This window comes from gamma proteobacterium symbiont of Axiagastus rosmarus (genome assembly GCF_059730925.1).
Map to the genome: position 1 here is coordinate 478,798 of NZ_AP035925.1, position 18,874 is coordinate 497,671.

General features: G+C 58.9%; 20 protein-coding genes. 15 read left to right on the forward strand and 5 right to left on the reverse strand.

Features of this window, described 5'->3' with window-relative positions; translation table 11 throughout:
* Positions 1-164: 164 nt before the first annotated feature.
* On the forward strand, positions 165-1,724 hold the full coding sequence (locus tag AC6I8F_RS02280; RefSeq protein ID WP_498028778.1) for a methyl-accepting chemotaxis protein: 1,560 nt from the start codon (positions 165-167) through the stop codon (positions 1,722-1,724).
* A gap of 97 nt (positions 1,725-1,821) precedes the next feature.
* On the opposite strand, the gene AC6I8F_RS02285 is transcribed toward AC6I8F_RS02280, so the two are convergent.
* Positions 1,822-2,112: a helix-turn-helix domain-containing protein gene (locus AC6I8F_RS02285; protein ID WP_021509733.1), complete on the reverse strand. Its 291-nt coding sequence runs from the start codon at positions 2,110-2,112 to the stop codon at positions 1,822-1,824.
* A gap of 91 nt (positions 2,113-2,203) precedes the next feature.
* On the opposite strand from AC6I8F_RS02285, the gene AC6I8F_RS02290 reads away from it, so the two are divergent.
* Positions 2,204-2,467 (forward strand): helix-turn-helix domain-containing protein, encoded by a 264-nt coding sequence (locus AC6I8F_RS02290; protein ID WP_021509732.1) that lies wholly within the window; start codon positions 2,204-2,206, stop codon positions 2,465-2,467.
* Positions 2,468-2,594: 127 nt separating this feature from the next.
* On the opposite strand, the gene AC6I8F_RS02295 is transcribed toward AC6I8F_RS02290, so the two are convergent.
* Together AC6I8F_RS02295 and fbp are read right to left on the reverse strand one after the other, a co-directional pair.
* Positions 2,595-3,722 carry a DDE-type integrase/transposase/recombinase gene (locus tag AC6I8F_RS02295; protein WP_498028436.1) on the reverse strand — a complete coding sequence of 376 codons (1,128 nt, stop codon included), beginning with the start codon at positions 3,720-3,722 and terminating at the stop codon, positions 2,595-2,597.
* A 219-nt stretch (positions 3,723-3,941) separates the two neighbouring features.
* Positions 3,942-4,949 (reverse strand): class 1 fructose-bisphosphatase, encoded by a 1,008-nt coding sequence (gene fbp, locus AC6I8F_RS02300; protein ID WP_021509731.1) that lies wholly within the window; start codon positions 4,947-4,949, stop codon positions 3,942-3,944.
* Positions 4,950-5,117: 168 nt separating this feature from the next.
* On the opposite strand from fbp, the gene mpl reads away from it, so the two are divergent.
* Positions 5,118-6,473, forward strand: a complete 1,356-nt coding sequence (gene mpl, locus AC6I8F_RS02305; RefSeq protein ID WP_031280149.1) for a UDP-N-acetylmuramate:L-alanyl-gamma-D-glutamyl-meso-diaminopimelate ligase — start codon at positions 5,118-5,120, stop codon at positions 6,471-6,473.
* A 242-nt stretch (positions 6,474-6,715) separates the two neighbouring features.
* Here mpl and yjgA read toward each other — a convergent pair whose 3' ends face one another.
* A complete protein-coding gene (gene yjgA / locus AC6I8F_RS02310; protein ID WP_058759857.1) occupies positions 6,716-7,258 on the reverse strand; it encodes a ribosome biogenesis factor YjgA in 543 nt (180 codons plus the stop codon).
* A gap of 115 nt (positions 7,259-7,373) precedes the next feature.
* Here yjgA and pmbA point away from each other — a divergent pair, with 115 nt between their 5' ends.
* The 11 genes from pmbA (at position 7,374) to AC6I8F_RS02365 (ending at position 16,912) form a co-directional block, all read left to right on the forward strand.
* Positions 7,374-8,714 carry a metalloprotease PmbA gene (gene pmbA, locus AC6I8F_RS02315; RefSeq protein ID WP_058775743.1) on the forward strand — a complete coding sequence of 447 codons (1,341 nt, stop codon included), beginning with the start codon at positions 7,374-7,376 and terminating at the stop codon, positions 8,712-8,714.
* A gap of 72 nt (positions 8,715-8,786) precedes the next feature.
* Positions 8,787-9,173 (forward strand): cytochrome b562, encoded by a 387-nt coding sequence (gene cybC / locus AC6I8F_RS02320; protein WP_021509728.1) that lies wholly within the window; start codon positions 8,787-8,789, stop codon positions 9,171-9,173.
* A 263-nt stretch (positions 9,174-9,436) separates the two neighbouring features.
* Positions 9,437-9,775, forward strand: a complete 339-nt coding sequence (locus tag AC6I8F_RS02325; protein ID WP_010617110.1) for a glycine dehydrogenase — start codon at positions 9,437-9,439, stop codon at positions 9,773-9,775.
* 19 nt (positions 9,776-9,794) lie between these two features.
* Positions 9,795-10,151: an SFCGS family glycine-rich protein gene (locus AC6I8F_RS02330; protein ID WP_021509727.1), complete on the forward strand. Its 357-nt coding sequence runs from the start codon at positions 9,795-9,797 to the stop codon at positions 10,149-10,151.
* Between the two features lie 2 nt (positions 10,152-10,153).
* The gene (locus tag AC6I8F_RS02335) at positions 10,154-10,450 is read left to right on the forward strand and encodes a DUF4312 family protein (RefSeq protein ID WP_021509726.1); all 297 of its coding nucleotides are present in this window, start codon (positions 10,154-10,156) and stop codon (positions 10,448-10,450) included.
* A 25-nt stretch (positions 10,451-10,475) separates the two neighbouring features.
* Entirely contained in the window at positions 10,476-11,252 is a 777-nt protein-coding gene (locus tag AC6I8F_RS02340) for a DUF4311 domain-containing protein (RefSeq protein ID WP_021509725.1), read from the forward strand.
* A gap of 12 nt (positions 11,253-11,264) precedes the next feature.
* On the forward strand, positions 11,265-11,912 hold the full coding sequence (locus tag AC6I8F_RS02345; protein WP_021509724.1) for a DUF4310 family protein: 648 nt from the start codon (positions 11,265-11,267) through the stop codon (positions 11,910-11,912).
* Positions 11,913-12,004: 92 nt separating this feature from the next.
* Positions 12,005-13,138, forward strand: a complete 1,134-nt coding sequence (locus tag AC6I8F_RS02350) for an amidohydrolase/deacetylase family metallohydrolase (RefSeq protein ID WP_260641951.1) — start codon at positions 12,005-12,007, stop codon at positions 13,136-13,138.
* Positions 13,122-14,243: a DgaE family pyridoxal phosphate-dependent ammonia lyase gene (locus AC6I8F_RS02355; RefSeq protein ID WP_498028437.1), complete on the forward strand. Its 1,122-nt coding sequence runs from the start codon at positions 13,122-13,124 to the stop codon at positions 14,241-14,243. The genes AC6I8F_RS02350 and AC6I8F_RS02355 overlap by 17 nt, the downstream gene beginning before the upstream one ends.
* On the forward strand, positions 14,240-14,977 hold the full coding sequence (gene dagF / locus AC6I8F_RS02360; protein WP_021509721.1) for a 2-dehydro-3-deoxy-phosphogluconate aldolase: 738 nt from the start codon (positions 14,240-14,242) through the stop codon (positions 14,975-14,977). Before AC6I8F_RS02355 ends, dagF begins: the two co-directional genes overlap by 4 nt.
* A 24-nt stretch (positions 14,978-15,001) precedes the next feature.
* A complete protein-coding gene (locus AC6I8F_RS02365) occupies positions 15,002-16,912 on the forward strand; it encodes a BglG family transcription antiterminator (protein ID WP_021509720.1) in 1,911 nt (636 codons plus the stop codon).
* Positions 16,913-17,119: 207 nt separating this feature from the next.
* Here the strand turns inward: AC6I8F_RS02365 and AC6I8F_RS02370 are convergent, their stop codons facing one another.
* On the reverse strand, positions 17,120-18,019 hold the full coding sequence (locus AC6I8F_RS02370; RefSeq protein WP_021509719.1) for a LysR family transcriptional regulator: 900 nt from the start codon (positions 18,017-18,019) through the stop codon (positions 17,120-17,122).
* A 129-nt stretch (positions 18,020-18,148) separates the two neighbouring features.
* On the opposite strand from AC6I8F_RS02370, the gene AC6I8F_RS02375 reads away from it, so the two are divergent.
* The gene (locus AC6I8F_RS02375; RefSeq protein ID WP_498028438.1) at positions 18,149-18,850 is read left to right on the forward strand and encodes a pirin family protein; all 702 of its coding nucleotides are present in this window, start codon (positions 18,149-18,151) and stop codon (positions 18,848-18,850) included.
* Positions 18,851-18,874 lie beyond the last annotated feature (24 nt).

The window sequence follows — 18,874 nt, forward strand, 5'->3', positions numbered from 1 at the left end:
TCCTTGCTTTTAGCGCTACGAACTTCAGGAAATCTGAAGCGTAGATGATCGTAATCAGGTTGACCATCAATGAAGGATAAAGTTTCCCCCGGTCACTGCCGATAATCTCTCCGTTTTAGGGCTACTGGATTCTCCCTTTTTTAAAGCGCACGGGAATTATCATGATCACACAGCTATCTATACGCACGGCTTTACTCTCTCTTCTGGCCTTTATGACGCTGCTGCTGCTGGCAGTGAGCGCTATGGGCATCTACGCCATCAATTCCGGCAACCAGTCACTTGACGCCATCAACCGTATTCAGGGCATTGAACTCAACAGCCTGTATCAGAGCAACGCCGATCTGATGCGTGCCCGCGCCAGCGCCGCGCTGGCGGTGCGCAAAATCGAAATCGGCCTGCTGGATGAGGGCGCCACAATTACTAAACAAGCGCAGGCAGATGTCGCCAGCTCGCAACGCCATCTGACCGCGTTTATTGATGCCGGTACCGTCACCGCGCAGGGCAAAAGCCTCGCCGATGCGGTCGCGGCCGCGTTCAACGCGTATCAGAAAGGTGCCATGGCACCCATGATGGATGCGCTGCAAAAGCAGTATACCGATGAGTATTACCAGGTGCTGGAAGGCAACCTGTCGCAGCTGGCGGCTAACTATTCGAAGGCAGTGAACGACTTCAGCCTGTATGCCGACGAAGTCTCTGCCGCACGTCTGGCGGCAGCGGCGCACAATGAACTGCAGATGAAGATCATGATTGGCGTCGCCGTCGCGCTGACCCTGTTGCTGATTGCGCTGGCCTGGCTGCTGCTGCGCCGCGCGCTACTGCATCCGCTGGACGGGGCGATCCAGCATCTGGAGCAGATTGCAGACGGCGATCTGTCGCAGCCGCTGCCGGCAGCGGCCAATAACGAAATCGGCCGCCTGAACCAGGCGCTGACGGGAATGCAGCTGGCGCTGCGCAACTCGGTCAGCCAGGTGCGTGAAGCCAGCCTGCAGATTGACGTCGGCAGCCGCGAGCTGTCCGCGGGCACGGTGCATCTGTCGCAGCGCACGGAAGAGTCGGCGGCCTCGCTGGAGCAGACTGCCGCCAGCATGGAGCAGCTCACGGCTACCGTCCGGCTTAACGCCAGCAACGCGCAGCAGGCCAACCAGCTGGCCAGTAGCGTGTCCGATACCGCCGATCGCGGCGCAGAAGTGGTGTGCTACGTGATGGAGAAGATGCGTGAGATCACCCACAGCTCCGATCGGATCGCCGATATTCTCAGCGTGATCGACGGCATTGCGTTCCAGACCAACATCCTGGCGCTCAACGCCTCGGTGGAAGCGGCGCGTGCCGGTGAGCAGGGGCGCGGTTTTGCCGTGGTTGCCAACGAAGTGCGCACCCTGGCCGGGCGCAGCGCCAGCGCCGCCAAAGAGATTCGTGAGTTGATCAGCGAATCACAGACGCGGGTCAAAGAGGGCAGTGACATGGCCACGCGCGCCGGCAAAACCATGGATGAGATCTCCAGTGAAGTGATGCGGGTCACCGCGCTGATGAAGGAGATCTCCATCGCCTCGGAAGAGCAGAGCCGCGGTATTGAACAGGTTAACCAGGCGGTGACGCAGATGGATGAAGCCGCACAGCAAAACGCGGCGCTGGTGGAGCAGGCCAGCGCCGCTACGCAGTCGCTCGAAGCGCAGTCGCAGCAGTTGCAGGCATCCATGGCACAGTTCCGCGTGCAGGCGGCATAGTTATGATGTGGTCAGGGATGACCGGTAACGTTGCCTGTGTTCGCCCTGATGGATGGCGACGCGGGAGAAGGTAAAGCGGTAATTTACGCGGTGCGCCTTATGGCGCACCGCTGTTCAGACCGGCGGGAAATGCCAGAATCATGGCGGCCAGCCGATCATCTTCCGCCAGAAAATAGGCTGCCGGCACTTCCAGCACCTGCGCCAGTAATTGCAGCGTTAATAAGTCCGGTTTATGCACGCCCAGTTCATAGCGATTAATACGCGCGCTGGCAGAAAACTCTTCAATCCCTGCGGCAATACCCAATCCTTTCTGCGACAAACCTTTCGCCAGACGCGCTTGTTTCAGGCGTCGACAAAAAGTGTCTTGCAGCGAGGAGGTCGGTTTCATGACTACGAGAATCGTAGATTTAGCGCTTGTCAGATACTACGAGTAACGTAGTATCGTTACGGGAATGGATAAGCGAACTAAGGAGAGTTGCGTGAATAATGCGAAGTCAGACTGGCATCCGGCCGATATCATTGCGGCGCTGCGTAAAAAGGGAACCTCAATGGCGGCGTTATCCCGACAGGCGGGATTATGTTCCACCACGTTAGCCAACGCGCTGGCGCGTCCGTGGCCGAAAGGGGAATTAATTATTGCCGAAGCAATTGGTATTTCGCCGGCTGAGATCTGGCCGAGTCGTTATTATGCGGAGAATGGTGAATTAATTAATCGTCAGGCAAGAATCAGAAATAAAAAATAAGTAAGCCTGGGCAACGGCGTAGTGCCGATTTAATTGCAATTAATCTCTGTATGCCGGTGCGCATAAAGGTACGACCGGGCACATGGGTAACAGATCAGACCGGGCACACAGGTAACACTTTTTGTGGTCAGTCGATCCGGATAATACGCTTTTCTGCCCGGTCATAATACGCAAGGATGAGCCTGTCGAAGAGGATGACGTCAATGCCGTCGTCCACTTCCAGGAACCGCACGTATTCCCCCCGTAACGCCGCGCTCAGGAAGGTTCGCCCGTTCAGCCTCAGGTCGCCTTTTTCACCGACTTTGTACAGCTTCGCCCCCTCCGGATAGCCCACCTCCGGCACTTTTCCGTCCCATCTTCGCGGTGAAGGCGTCCATATTTTCGCGGGCGGCGGCTGCCCGTGCGCCTCATGCGGCTTTTCCTGATTGAACTCGTTCCGCCATCCGCTGCACCACGCCTGCTGCTCCGGCAGCGAGCCAAAGACGTCGTGGTGGCTCATGGCGACCTTCAGCGACCGGTGCATCCGCTCGTGGCGGGCGTTCTGCCCCGGACAGCCCGGCGCGGTTCTTTCCGGCTGTATCCCCAGCTTTATCAGCCACACGCTCAGCTGCGTCAGCGCGAGAATGCCCGGCGCAACGAAGGGCGAGCCGTTGTCGTTGCGGATAACGTCGGGCAGCCCGCCTTCCAGGAAGGCCCTTTCCATGCAGCCGCGCACGAACACCGTGGTCTCCGACGTGCCCGGCTCGCAGGACAGCAGGTAGCGGCTGTGGTTATCGGTAAGCGTGAAGGGGCGGCACCAGCTGCCGTCTTTCAGGCGGAAGCGCCCTTTAAAATCAGCGCTCCAGACGTGGTTATTCCTCACGGGCGTCGTGAGACTGCGCAGGTTGCCCGGCGTTCGCTTGCGCGGCGTCCGCGGCTGAACCATTCCCGCCGCCTTCAGCAGGTCGCCGATGGTGCTGGCGGCAGGGACGCTGAAGTCAGCGCCGTTGCTGAGGAACCAGTGGCGGATTTTTTTTGGCCCCCAATCGGGGTGCTGCTGGCGGAACTGAACGAGGCGCGCGGTGATGTCGGGGGCGATTTTATCGGGCTGGAGATGGCGGGCGCGGGAGAGATTTTCAAGCGAGGAGAGCTCGCCGGGGTTAAAGCGGCTGAGCCACTTGTAGCCGGTTTTGCGGCTGATGCCGTGGCGGTGACACAGCTGCGTCATGGATTCCCCGCCTGCCTGGCAGGCGAGGATGAATTCAAGGCGTTGCATGGTAACAGTCTCAGTCCAGGGCATAGTGAGTCTCCTCTGCTATGCCGTTTATAACTGTTACCCATGTGCCCGGTCTAAAGTGTTACCCATGTGGCCGGTTTGTACCTAAATGCGCACCCAACATAAACCGTGCCATCAACCTGTAGGGTCGCCATTAATGGCGACCGAAAATCATTGACTGGCAGGCATCACACGCAGGCATTTTAAATGCCCGCTTACTTATGCCTGATGTTCGTCCGGGAACTCACGCATAAAGCGTTCCACGTCGTCGACCATCGCATCATTACCGCAGAAGAACGGGCAGCGCTGGTGCAGCGTTTCCGGCTGAATATCGAGGATACGGTTTTTACCGTCGCTGGCTTTACCGCCCGCCTGTTCGGCGAGGAAGGCCATCGGGTTGCACTCATACAGCAGGCGCAGCTTGCCTTTCGGGTGGCTGGCGGTGCTGGGATAGAGATAAATGCCGCCTTTCAGCAGGTTGCGGTGGAAATCCGCCACCAGTGAACCGATGTAGCGCGAGGTGTAAGGGCGCTTCGTTGAAACATCTTCTTCCTGGCAGAACTTCAGGTACTTTTTCACGCCCTGCGGGAAGCGGATGTAATTCCCTTCGTTGATCGAGTAGGTGTAGCCTTTTTCCGGGAAGGTCATGCGTTCGTGGCTCAGGCAGAACACGCCGAGCGACGGATCGTAAGTGAAGGCATGAACGCCCACGCCGGTGGTGTACACCATCATGGTTGAGGAACCGTACACCACGTAACCTGCGGCAACCTGCTTGTGGCCCGGTTGCATGAAGTCGGCTTCAGTGATTGGCGTGCCTGGCTCGCTAATACGATGATAAATTGAGAAAATGGTGCCGACGGAAACGTTAACGTCGATGTTCGAGGAACCATCCAGCGGGTCCATCAATACTACATACTTACCGTTCTCCGAACCTTCAAAGATGACAAACTCATCTTCTTCTTCGGAAGCAATCCCCGCGACCACACCGCGCGCCTTCAGTGCCGCTTTCAGCTTTTCGTTAGCGAACAGATCCAGCTTCATCTGCTGCTCACCCTGCACGTTCTCTACGCCGCTGGCACCAAGAATATCCACCAGACCCGCTTTGTTGATGTCGCGGTGGATGATTTTTGCGCCCAGCTTGATGGAGGAAATCAGCGCCGTCAGTTCACCTGTGGCGTGAGGAAAGTCGTGTTGCTTCTCGACGATGAATTCGCCTAACGTTTTCATAACACATTCCCTGAATCTACGATGGAGTGGCAGCAGCTGTAACAAGCTACCAACGTATGCGTACGCAGTTTAGCCGATTGAACTTCAAAAACCATAGTCCTAATCCGTTTCTTCCCTCCGGACTCGGCGTTACACTGTGCGCCGAACTTTTGAGTAATGGATCTTTTTATGCGCATTCACATCCTTGGGATTTGTGGCACTTTTATGGGCGGACTGGCGATGCTGGCCCGCTCGCTCGGACACGAAGTGACCGGTTCAGATGCCAATGTCTATCCGCCGATGAGCACGCTGCTGCAACAGCAAGGCATTGAATTAACTGAAGGTTACGACGCCTCGCAGCTGGACCCGGAACCGGACCTGGTAATCATCGGCAACGCCATGACGCGCGGCAACCCGTGCGTGGAAGCGGTGCTGGAACGCAACATTCCTTACCTCTCCGGACCGCAATGGCTGCATGATTTCGTGCTGCGCGATCGCTGGGTGCTGGCGGTGGCCGGTACCCATGGCAAAACCACCACAGCCGGCATGGCAGCGTGGATTCTCGAGGCCTGCGGCCTGGAACCAGGCTTTATTATTGGTGGGGTGCCGGGTAACTTCGACGTATCGGCAAAATTAGGAAAAAGTCCATTCTTCGTCATTGAGGCGGATGAGTACGACTGCGCGTTTTTCGACAAGCGTTCCAAGTTTGTACATTACTGCCCGCGCACCCTGATCCTCAACAATCTTGAGTTCGATCATGCTGACATCTTCGACGATCTGCGGGCGATCCAGAAGCAATTCCACCATCTGGTGCGCATCGTGCCGGGTCAGGGCAAGATCCTGCTGCCGGAACACGATCACAACATAAAGCAGGTGATGGCGATGGGCTGCTGGAGCGAGCAGGAGAGCGTGGGCGACAATGGTCGCTGGCAGGCGAAGAAGCTGGTGCCGGATGCCTCGCGCTGGGAAGCCTGGCTCGACGGTGAGAAAGTGGCGGAAGTGAACTGGGCGCTGGTCGGCGAACATAACATGCACAACGGCCTGATGGCGATTGCCGCCGCACGTCACGTTGGCGTGAAGCCGTGCGATGCCGGTGAGGCGCTGAACAGCTTCATTAACGCGCGTCGTCGCCTCGAGCTACGCGGTGAGGTGAACGCGATTAAGGTGTATGACGATTTTGCCCATCACCCAACGGCGATTCTCGCTACGCTGGCGGCGCTGCGCAGTAAAGTCGGCGGCACCGCCCGCATTCTGGCGGTGCTTGAGCCGCGCTCGAATACCATGAAGATGGGCGTGAGCAAGAACGAACTGGCCCCTTCGTTAGGGCGTGCCGATGAGGTATTCCTGTTCCAGCCGCACCACATTCCGTGGCAGGTCGCGGACGTTGCGGACGCCTGCATTCAGCCGGCGCACTGGAGCGCGGACATTGATACGCTGGTGGAGATGGTGGCTAAAGCGGCGCAGCCGGGTGATTCGATTCTGGTGATGAGCAACGGCGGCTTTGGCGGGATTCATCAGAAACTGCTGGAGCGGTTAGGTAAGTAATGCGTGGCCGGTTCAGGCCGGCCCTGGGCAGACAGGCGATCTGCCCTCATCCCAGCCTTCTCCCGCAAGCGGGAGAAGGGGCCGTCCGGTGCGGACGTCACATTCAGCGCTCGTCCTCCGCTACCTCAGCACAATGCTTCAGCTACCCCAACACTGCGCTTCAGCTACCTCAGCACTGCGCTTTATATCCCCTCTCCCGCTTGCGGGAGAGGGTGAGGGCAGGGCAACCGTCCGCAGCGGACTTACGCTTCAGCCAGCTCGCGCAGGTACTGGAAAATCTGGCGGGCGGCTTTTGGCGGCTTACTGGCGGCTTTCTCTTTCTGCGCGTTGCGGATCATACTGCGCAGCTGCTGACGGTCAGCGTGCGGATAGAGATTCAGCACTTCCGCCACCGCGTCATCACCCTGTTCGATCAGCCGATCGCGCAGCTGCTCCAGCTTGTGGAACAGCGCAACCTGCTGGTTGTGGCGGTTCTTCAGCTTATCCAGCGCCAGGCGGATTGGCTCTTCGTCGCGCTGACGCAGCATTTTACCAATCAGCTGCAGCTGGCGGCGGCGGCCTTCCTTCTTAATGCGCTGCGCCAGTTCAATGGCGTCACGCAGCTGTTCATCAAGCGGGATCTTATCCAGGGAGTTTTTCCCTAAATCCACTAACTCGGCGCCCAGGCGTTTCAGCTCCTCGGCGTCGCGTTTAATTTCACTTTTACTGACCCAGATAATCTCTTCGTCTTCTTCTTCCTGATTATCCGGCACATCGTCGAGCCAGTCTTCGGGCTGCTTCGTCATCTGTTGGCTCCCTAAAAAAAGAGGCTAATCCTACCAGTTTATCGGGCGACTGCGAAATTGTTCTCTGAGTCTGATAGACTCAATAAATTCATACTTAAGATTAGACGGCAGGTCGATGAACGTATCTACTCAGGTTGCAGAACAACGTAAAGTGTTGGAACAGGCTGTCGCGCAGGCGCTGGAACTGGCGCAAGCCAGCACCGACGGAGCAGAAGTGGCGGTCACCAAAACCACCGGAATCGGTGTCAGTACCCGCTACGGCGAAGTGGAAAACGTCGAATTCAACAGCGATGGCGCGCTTGGCATCACCGTCTATCACCAAAACCGCAAAGGCAGTGCTTCCTCGACCGATCTCAGCCCGGACGCGATTAAACGCACCGTGCAGGCGGCGATCGATATCGCGCGCTACACCTCGCCCGATCCCTGTGCTGCGCCGGCCGAGCGCGATCTGCTGGCGTTTGAGGCGCCGGATCTCGATCTCTATCACCCGTGGGAGATCGACGCCGATCGCGCCATTGAGCTGGCCGCGCAGGCCGAGCAGGCCGCACTGCAGGCTGATAAACGCATCACCAATACCGAGGGTGGCAGCTTTAACAGCCACGTCGGCATCAAAGTCTTTGGTAACAGCCACGGCATGCTGCAGAGCTACTGCTCGAGCCGGCATTCGCTGTCGAGCTGCGTCATTGCCGAGCACAATGGTGACATGGAGCGCGACTACGCCTATACCATTGGCCGCGCGATGGGCGATCTGCAAAGCGCCGACTGGGTGGGCGCGGAGTGCGCGCGCCGCGTGCTGGCACGTCTTTCGCCGCGTAAGCTGCCAACCATGAAAGCGCCGGTGCTGTTTGCGCCGGAAGTGGCCACTGGCCTGTTCGGCCATCTGGTGGGCATGATCAGCGGCAGCAGCGTTTACCGCAAATCCACCTTCCTGCTCGACGCGCTGGGCCAGCAGATTCTGCCGTCGTGGCTGACGATTGAAGAGAAGCCGCACCTCCTGAAAGGGCTGGCGTCGACGCCGTTCGACAGCGAAGGCGTACGCACCGAAGCGCGCGAAATCGTGAAAGATGGCGTGCTGCAGAACTGGCTGCTGACCAGCTATTCGGCGCGTAAGCTCGGCCTGCAAAGCACCGGCCACGCGGGCGGCATTCATAACTGGCGCATCGCCGGTCAGGGCCACAGCTTTGACGATCTGGTGAAGCAGATGGGACGCGGTTTGATCGTTACCGAGATGATGGGTTCCAGCGTCAGCGCCATGACCGGCGACTACTCGCGCGGTGCGGCGGGCTTCTGGGTTGAAAACGGTGAAATTCAATACCCTGTGAGCGAGATCACAATTGCGGGCAACCTCAAAGATATGTGGCTCAATATGGTAACGGTCGGTAACGACATTGAAACGCGCAGCAATATACAATGCGGATCGGTGCTGCTGCCGGAGATGAAAATCGCCGGACAATAAAGACATCGCTTGATGAAAGCAGCCCACAGCGGCTGCTTTTTTTTCGCCTGATAATAATTAAAGGAAAACGTTATGCGTAAGCATGTGATTGCTATGTTGTCTTTGTCGTTGCTGTTCTCTTCAGCCAGCCTGTTCGCGGCTGACCTGGAGCAGGATATGGATACTCTGAAAGACGGGCTGAGCGTTGTGAAGAAAACCTCTGACGCGCAGGAAATGCACGCTGCACTGGGCAAGATGCGGGCTGCGGCGCAGGATGCAAAAAAATCCACGCCGGAAAAACTGGAAGGTCAGGGCGCTGACAGCGCACAGATCAAGGATTACCACGCCGGTCTGGACTCACTGATTGCCCAGATCGACGTTGTCGACCAGCTGGCGCAGGCTAACAAGCTGGACGAGGCGAAAACCGAAGCGAAGAAACTGGAAGATATCCGTAACGCCAACCATAAGAAATTCCGCTGATAAACCGGGCCAGCCTGCAGGCTGGCCTTATTCCTGCCGCGGCTTCGCGTCATTCCACCGTTTTTATCCCGTTTTTTACCTCATTTCACGCATTTCGTGAGCGATCTCGCATAGTTCGTGCATCGTGCGATCTGGCGCACAGTCGCCCGTGGGATTTCCACTTTGAGGTGGAAATGTTGCGTCTCCACACCGCCAGGCGGACAGCGTAATTTCTTCTCAACGCGAATTATCTGACATTGTCCGCTGTAAACAGGAGTAACAAGGTGAGGAGTGATGCTGTCCCGCTGAAACCGAGCACGCCGGAGGCAATCCAGGCGCTGGCGGATAAGGTGATGAATCAAATCGCGGCGCTGTATGCCGCGCACCACATTGCAGCCAATGCGGTGCAACAGCAAATGCTGGCCTCACATGTCCGCGCCATGGCGGCTCGCTCTCTCACCGGAGAGGCGCTGCCGGACGTCGAAGCCGAACTGTTTGAGGACATCTCGCCTGAGACCATGGCGCTGGCGCAGCAGGTGGTGGATCTGTTTGGCAATTTGCCTGTCGAAGAAGCCTGGCTGCTGTCGGTGCATATCGAAGTGGCGAAATCGAACGAAGCATGAATTGAGAGAGGAACGGAATATGGTAACGGTAGTGATTGGCGATCGTCTGGGTAAAGGGCAGAAAGTGGCAGCTGGCGTGGAAAAAGCCGGCGGCCGGGCAGTAGTGGTGCCGGGCGTGGCGGCGGATATGAAGCTGGGCGACGTGATGAAGGCGGAAAACGCTGATTTCGGCATCTCCTTCTGCGGCAGCGGCGGCGCCGGTGCCATCACCGCGCAGAACAAGTACGGCTACAAAGCCAAACACGGCATGCGTTCGGTTGACGAAGGGGTAACCGCCATCAACGAAGGCGCCACCGTGCTCGGTTTTGGCTTCATGGATAAAGAAGAGCTGGGTGAGCGTCTGGTGCAGGCCTGGAATAAAAAACACGGCAGCTAAGCATGAAACAACAGTATGAGACGCAGGTCACGGTGCAGGGCAAAGGCGACAGCAAAGCAAAAGCCTTCGCCGATGCGCTCAGCAAGGTGCAGCAGCAGGTGCTGCGCACCAGCCAGAAAATTCTGTTGCGCATTGAACCGCTCGATGTGCGGGTGCTGCGCGCGCAGGAGAGCGTGCGGAAGGAGAAATTTCTGTTCTTCTTCCTCGCGCGTGAACGGCGGAATTACAGCGTGGAGCTGGAAATTACCGTCAGCGTCACTGTGATCGACACCGAGAGCGTGACCTTCACAGCAACGTAAGAATAACGACAACAAGGGTAACAATATGTTTTTAATCATTTTGTTTAAGTCGTTGATCATAGGTGGATTAGTCGGCGTGGGCGTTGGAGCGGGCGCGGCGCGCATGTTCCACGCGCCCGTCACGCAGGGGATGGGTGCCTTCCGTACGCTGGGCGAGCTCAACTCCTGCGAGGGCGATCCGGCTTCGCACTTCTCCTTTGGTCTCGGCTTCTTCTTTAACGCCTGGGCATCCTCCGTTGCCGCGGGCTCCTTCACGCAGGATGTGGATCACCGCATTCTGCCGAACTGGGGCGCGGCCGCACTGATGGTAAAGAACCGCAACGTCGCGGAAACGCTGCATAACCCGAAACGCATGGCGATTGCCTGCGGCATCATCGGCATGATCGTGGTGGCCTTCCTTAACAGTACTGCTTCCGCCGTACCGGCTGCGCTGCAGGTGACCGCGGTAAAAGTGCTGGTGCCGGCGGCGAATCTGCTGGTGAACACGGTGATGCCGGTGATCTTCTGGCTGGCGGCGATAGATGCCGGTAAGAAATCGGGCTTCTGGGCAACCATTTTTGGTGGTCTGGCGCAGTTGATCATGGGTAACGCCGTGCCGGGTCTGGTGCTGGGCATTCTGATCGGTAAAGGCGTGGAAGAGAGCGGCTGGAACAAAGTCACCAAAGTGATGATGGCTGCGATTGTTCTGCTGTTTGTGCTGAGCGGCTTCTTCCGTGGCTTCGATGTGAAACTGCTGCAATCCTTCCAGCTCGGCATCCCTGGCTGGCTCGACATGATCCACAACAGCCTGAGCGGCAAATAAGGAGCCTTCAGCATGAACGAGAACGAAAACAAAGGGTTCTGGTACGCCGACTGGTCTTTCCCGCTGTTTGTCGGCCTGCTCTCCTCCGGCGTATTCGCCGGGACGCACATGTACTACCTGTACGGCATCGGTGCTTTTAACGAAGTGGCATTCGTTTCGATGCTGCGCTCCGGCATGGAAACCGGCGTGTACGGCGCGGTGGCGGCGTTTGGTGCCAGCTTCCTGTTTGCGCGCATCATTGAAGGCTCGCTGGTAGGGATTCTGGATATCGGCGGCGCGATTCAGACCGGCGTCGGCCTCGGTGTGCCGGCGTTGCTGCTGGGAGCCGGTATCGTGTTTCCGGTGGCGAACTTTGCCGCCTCGCTGGCAACCGGGCTGGTGATTGGCGTGGCGATTGGCTACGTGATTATCCTCGCGCGCAAATTCACCATCAACCAGAGCGATTCCACCTACGGCGCGGACGTAATGATGGGCGCCGGGAATGCCTCCGGTCGCTTCCTTGGTCCACTGATTATTCTGTCTGCCATGGCGGCATCAATTCCGATCGGCCTCGGTTCGCTGGTCGGTGCGCTGCTGTTTTACCTGTGGAACAAGCCGATTACCGGCGGCGCGATTCTCGGTGCCATGGTGCTCGGCGCTATCTTCCCGGTTTCGCTGTAAGCGCGAAATGGCTGCACAATCCCGTAGCGGCGCGATTTATCGCGCAATAAATTGCGCCGCTACGGCATGTGCGCTCTGTAATTGGGGGTTTTATGTTTGATCTGATTCTGCGCCGCGCGCGTCTGTGTGATGAACAGCTGGTGGATATCGCGATTCGCGCCGGCAAAATCGCGGCGGTCGGTAAGGTGGACGGCGCAGCGCAACAGGAGCGCGATCTCGGCGGCCGCTACTACGTCAGCGCGGGCTGGATTGACAGCCACGTACACTGCTATCCCAAATCACCGATTTACCACGACGAAGCCGACGCGATTGGCGTGGCGCAGGGCGTCACCACCGTGGTGGATGCGGGCAGCACCGGTGCCGATCATATCGACGACTTTTATCAGCTGACGCGCAGCGCGAAGACCGAAGTGCGCGCGCTGATCAACATCTCGCGCACCGGCATCGTCACGCAGAACGAACTGGCCGACATGGCGCAGATCGACGGCGAAGCGGTGGTGCAGGCGGTACAGCGTCGCCCGGACTTTATCGTCGGCCTGAAGGCGCGCATGAGCAGCAGCGTGGTCGGCGACAACGGCATTCAGCCGCTGGTGCGCGCCAAAGCCATTCAGCAGGCGGCGGGCAATCTGCCGCTGATGGTGCACATCGGTAACAACCCGCCGGTGCTGGAGGAGATCGCCGCGCTGCTCACTTCCGGCGACATCATCACTCACTGCTTTAACGGCAAGCCGAACCGCATTCTGTCACCGCAGGGCGAGCTGAAAGCGGCGGTTAAGCAGGCGATCGCGCGCGGCGTGAAGCTGGATATCGGCCACGGCAGCGCCAGCTTCAGTTTTGCGGTGGCGCGCGAGGCGATTGCCCAGGGCATTCTGCCGGACACCATCAGCTCCGATATCTATTGTCGCAACCGCATCAACGGCCCGGTGCACAGCCTGGCGCACGTAATGTCGAAATTTTTCTCCATCGGCATGACGCTGCCGCAGGTGATCGCCTGCGTCACCGCTAATGCCGCAGCGGGTCTGCGTCTGGCCGGTAAAGGTCATCTGACCGCCGGTTATGACGCCGATCTGACCATCTTTACCGTCAAAGAGGAAGCCCGCCCGTTCGTCGATGCTGAAGGCGAACGGGTCACGGGTGAGCAACATTTGCTGCCGCTGGCCGTGGTGATCGCGGGCCAGTGGCATCTGACTGAGGAAGGGAAAGCGCATCATGTCTTCGATTTATGAGAAATATGACCTGAAAGAGGTGATCAACGCCTCCGGCCGTATGACCATTCTTGGCGTGTCGACGCCGTCTGCCGATGTGGTGGATACCGTCAGCTACGGCCTCAATCACTACTTTGAGATCAAAGATCTGGTCAACAAAACCGGTGCCTACATCGCGCGCCTGCTGGAAGTCGAAAACGCGGTGGTGGTGTCCTGCGCCTCGGCCGGTATTGCCCAGTGCGTAGCGGCGGTGATCGTTAAAGATAACGACTGGCTGCTGGATAACCTGCACGCCGCGCCGCTCAGCGTGCCGCACGACATTGTGGTGCCGAAAGGCCATAACGTGAACTACGGCGCGCCGGTGGGCAGCATGGTGGCGCTGGGCGGCGGACGCCTTATTGAAGCCGGCTACAGCAATGAGTGCTCGCCAGAACAGCTGGCGGCGGCCATCACGCCAACCACCGCTGCGCTGCTGTACGTCAAGTCGCATCACTGTGTGCAGAAAAGCCATCTCAGCGTCGAACAGGCGGCGGTGGTCGCGCGCAAACACGGTATTCCGCTGATTGTCGATGCGGCGGCCGAAGAGGATTTGCAGTGCTATTACCAGATGGGGGCTGACCTGGTGATCTACAGCGGTGCCAAAGCGATTGAAGGGCCAACCAGCGGCCTGGTGATTGGCCGCAGCCAGTACGTCGAGTGGGTGAAACGCCAGAGCAACGGCATTGGCCGCGCGATGAAAGTCGGCAAAGAGGGCATTCTCGGTCTGACTCAGGCGATTGATAACTACCTGCTGCAGAGCAAAACCAGCGGCGCTGACATGGTGGCGAAAATGACGCCCTTTATCGATAACCTCAACACGCTGAACGGCGTCAGCGCGCGCGTGGTGTGGGATGCCGCCGGTCGTGACATCGCCCGCGCCGAGATCAAATTTGATGAAGCGGTGACGGGCTGGCCAACCGGCGAGCTGGTGCAGGCGCTGAAAAACGGCGACATCGCCATCTATTTCCGCGGCTATAAAGCCAACGAAGGCATTATCGAAGCGGATGTGCGCAGCGTCAGCGCGGAACAGCTGCACATCATCTTTAGCCGCATCCAGGCGCTGCTCAGCGGAGGAAAACGCGCATGAATCTTAACCCCAATTTCTATCAGGGCCGTCTGTGCCTCAACGTGCTGGCTGGTTCAAAGCAGAATGCGCAGGCGATCTGGCAGGCGGCAGAAGGGCATGTGCTGGTCGGCGTTCTGTCGAAAAACTACGCCTCGAATGAGGCCGCGATTGCCGATATGCGCGAGTACGCGGCGCTGATTGATAATGCGCTGTCGGTCGGGCTGGGTGCGGGCGACCCGAATCAGTCGGCGATGGTCAGTGAAATCTCGGCGGAACTGCAGCCGCAGCACGTTAATCAGGTCTTTACCGGCGTGGCCACCAGCCGCGCGCTGCTCGGACAGCCACACACCATCGTGAACGGTCTGGTTTCACCAACCGGCACGCCGGGCAAGGTGAAAATCTCCACCGGTCCGCGCAGTTCGCAGGCGGCGGACGGCATTGTGCCGATCGCCACGGCGATCGCCATGCTGCAGGATATGGGCGGCAGTTCGGTGAAGTATTTCCCGATGGGCGGCCTGAAAGCGGTGGAGGAGTATCGCGCGGTGGCGGACGCCTGTGCGCACCATGATTTCTGGCTGGAGCCGACCGGCGGTATCGATCTCAGTAATTTCGAAGAGATTGTGCGGATTGCTCTGGAGGCCGGGGTCAGTAAAGTCATCCCGCACGTTTACAGCTCAATTATTGATAGCGCCAGCGGCGACACGCGCATTGACGATGTGCGTCAGCTTCTGGCAACGTGCAAGAAACTGCTGTAACAAATGAGTAACAGGTGAGGCTCCGTGAGATTTCCCAATCAGCGTTTAGCTCAACTCTTCGCGGCGCTGCAAAGCGAAACGCTGCCACAGGATGAGCTGGCGCGGCGTTTTTCCGTTTCAACGCGCACGGTGCGCACCGACATCACCGCGCTCAATGCGCTGCTGGAACAGCACGGCGCTCAGTTCGTGCTGGCGCGCGGCGCGGGCTATCAGCTAAAAATCGACGACGCGGTGCGCTTCGGCCGCCTGCAGCAGGAGAGTGCGGCACCGCTGCGGGTGCCGCGCACCTCGCAGGATCGGGTGCGCTATTTGCTGAGCCGCTTTCTCACCGCCGCGTATTCGCTCAAGCTGGAAGATCTGTCGGAAGAGTGGTTCGTCAGCCGCGCCACGCTGCAGAGCGATATGGCGGAAGTGCGCGAGTGGCTGGGCCGCTATCATCTCAACATCGAAACCAAGCCGCGCTACGGTATGAAACTGTTTGGTAGCGAGGCGGCGATTCGCACCTGCCTGACCGATCTGCTGTGGCAAATCGACCAGCAGACACCCGACAGCCCGCTGCTGACGGTCGAGGCGCTGCACAGCGGCATGCTGGCGCAGCTGCAGCCGCTGCTGGCGCAGTGCTTCACGCAGCACGCCATCCGGCTGAGCGATGAAGGCGAGCGCTATCTGCTGATTTACTGCGCGGTGGCGGTGCGCCGCATCAGCGAAGGCTTCCCGCTCAGCGATCCCGGCGCGGAGGATGTCGGCGAGGAGATACGCGAGGCGGCGCACGATCTGGTTAATCTGATGCGCCCGCTGGTGGGTAAAGGTATTTCGCAGGCCGAAGAGAACTGGCTGCGCGTTAATATTGCGGCGCGGCAGATTCAGGCGCTGGCCCCCAGCACCATCAACGCCGATGACGCGGATGCGCTGGTGGATTACCTGCTTAATTACATCAACACCCATTACAACTACCGGCTGCAGCAGGATGAGCAGCTGCGCGCCGATCTGCTCACGCACATCAAAACCATGATCACCCGCGTGCGCTATCAGATCCACATTCCCAATCCGCTGCTGAGTAACATCAAGCAGCACTATCCGATGGCCTACGATGTGACGCTGGCGGCCGTCACCAGCTGGGGCAAATACACGCCGTATACCATCAGCGAAAACGAAATTGGCTTTCTGGTGCTGCACATCGGCGTCGGGCTGGAGCGACATTACGATGTCGGCTACCAGCGACATCCGCAGGTGTTGCTGGTTTGCGACAGCGGCAACTCCACGCTGCGCATGATCGAGGCGCTGCTGCTGCGCAAATACCCGCAGCTGGTGGTGACGGCGCGGCTGTCGCAGCGTGACTACGAAGTGCGTGCGCACATTGATGAAGATTTTGTTATTTCAACCGCGCGGCTCAGCGAGAAGAACAAGCCGGTAGTGATGATGTCGCCGTTCCCTACGGAGTTTCAGCTGGAACAGCTCGGCAAGCTGGTGCTGGTGGACCGCACCCGGCCTTACATGCTGGAGAAGTACTTCGACGCGCAGCATTTCATGGTGCTCGACCGGCCAATGAGCCAGTCGGCGCTGTTCCGCCTGCTGTGCGATCGGCTCGAGGCGGAGGGCTATGTCGATGCTGATTTTTATCCTTCAGTCGAAGAGCGTGAAGCGATTGTCAGTACCATGCTGGGCGAAGGGATTGCGCTGCCACACTCGCTGGGATTACTGGCTAAAAAAACCGTGGTTTATACCGTGCTGGCACCGCACGGCGTGAGCTGGGGCGATGAGACGGCCTCAGTGATTTTCCTGCTGGCGATCAGTAAGAGTGAATATGAGGAGGCGATGGCGATTTACGATCTGTTTGTCACCTTCCTGCGCGAAAGGGCGGTGACAAGATTGCGCGACTGCGCTGATTTCGTCAGCTTTAAAGCGGTGGCAATGGATTGTCTGAGCCGGTTGTGATGGGGGATGGGTGCGGTTTGTCCCTCACGCTAACCCTCTCCCGCAAGCGGGCGAGGGGACCGATCCAGCGGCGTGTGAGTTCAGTTGCTGATCCTTAGCGCCCGGTGGATTGACTGAATTCTGGCCCTCAAACCACGTTCGGGCGGCTCCCTCTCCCGCGTGCGGGAGAGGGCTGGGGTGAGGGCGAAATGCCGCCAGCACCCAAAATCAGCCGCGTTTCGCCAGCAGTTTTGGAATCTCACGCAGGCACCAGGCTTTGGCTTCACCCATGCTATCGCGGCGCCACGCCATAATAATATCCACCTCACGGGTATACTCGGCGCTGACAACGCGCAGGCGGCCTTCGGCGATATCTTTCTCCACCATCGGATAGGGCATGGTCGCTACGCCGAGACCGGCCAGCAGCGCGCGGCGTTTATCATCCATGCTGCTTACCGTCAGGCGCTGCTGTTTGTCCAGCAGCTGCACCGTCAACACCGGACGTTCGCGCGCGGTGTCCGCCACGGCGATGCCGCGATACTTAACGCGCGTGACCTCGGACAGCGGCTCGGCTTCCTGATGAATCGGGTGATCCGGACTGGCAACATACACGCTCATAATGCTGTACAGCTTGCGCGTGTTGATTTCGGTGGAGGCGCGAAAATGCAAATCCGGCGCGATCACGATGTCGGCGCGCCCCTGTTCCAGTCGTTCCCACGCGCCCGCCAGCACTTCGGTGACCAGCGAAATCTGCGTATTGGCTTTCTCGGCCAGCTTCTCTACCAGCGGGAACAGCAGCTCGGTCGGGATCAGCGCTTCGGCCACGATGGTCAGATGGGTTTCCCAGCCGCGCGCCAGCGCTTCGGCATCGGTGGTGAGTTTATCGGCGGCTTCCAGCAGCACGCGGCCGCGTTCCAGCAGCATTCGCCCGACGTTGGTGAATTTGGTGCGATGGCCGGAGCGGTCAAACAGCACCACATCCAGCTCCTCTTCCAGCTTCTGCATGGTGTAGCTCAGCGCCGATGGCACGCGTCCCAGCTCGTCGGCCGCAGCGGCGAAGCTGCCGCGACGGTCAATAGCATCCATCACACGTAAAGCTTCCAGGGTTAACGCGCGCTCTTTAGCCATGCCGACTCTCTGTCAGTAAATTTGAATATGCCAGGCAGATTAACTGGCTAACAATCCGGCGTCCAGCCTTTTACCATTGACGTATAAAGCCTGTGGTGGATTCTCACCGCAGTGCGTCGGAGGTAAAGCATGATGACAACCCGCTGCGCGTCCGCATGTGGCCAGGCCGATTTCGGTTGGTTGCAGGCGCGCTATAGCTTCTCATTTGGCCACTATTTTGATCCCCAGCTGATGGGCTACGCCTCGCTGCGCGTGCTAAATCAGGAAGTGCTGGCGCCCGGTGCGGCATTTCAGCCGCGCACCTATCCGCAGGTGGATGTGCTCAACCTGGTGTTGCAGGGTGAAGCCGAATACCGCGACAGCGAAGGCAATCACCTGGTGGCGCGCGAGGGCGAAGCGATGCTGCTGTCGGCCCGCCAGGGCGTCAATTACAGCGAACACAATATCAGCAAGGATCGCCCACTGACGCGCATGCAGCTGTGGCTGGCCGCCTGTCCGGAACGGGAAAATCCGCTGCTGCAAAAACGCGCGCTGCCGCAGCAAACCCATGTGCTGATTGCGTCACCGGATGGCGCGGACGGCAGTTTGCAGCTGCGCCAGCAGGTGTGGGTACATCAGGTCACGCTGGCACCAGGCGAGCAGTACAGCCTGGCGCTGCACGGACCGCGCGCCTATTTGCAGTCGATTCACGGTGCGCTTGAGGTACGGGCCAGCAGTGCGCATCAGGAGCAGCTGCGCTGTGGCGATGGGGCGTTTGTCAGTGAAGAGGCGCAGATTACGCTGCAGGCGGAAACGCCGCTGCGCACGCTGGTGATTGATATTCCGGTATAAAAAAGGCGGCCCTGCTGGCCGCCT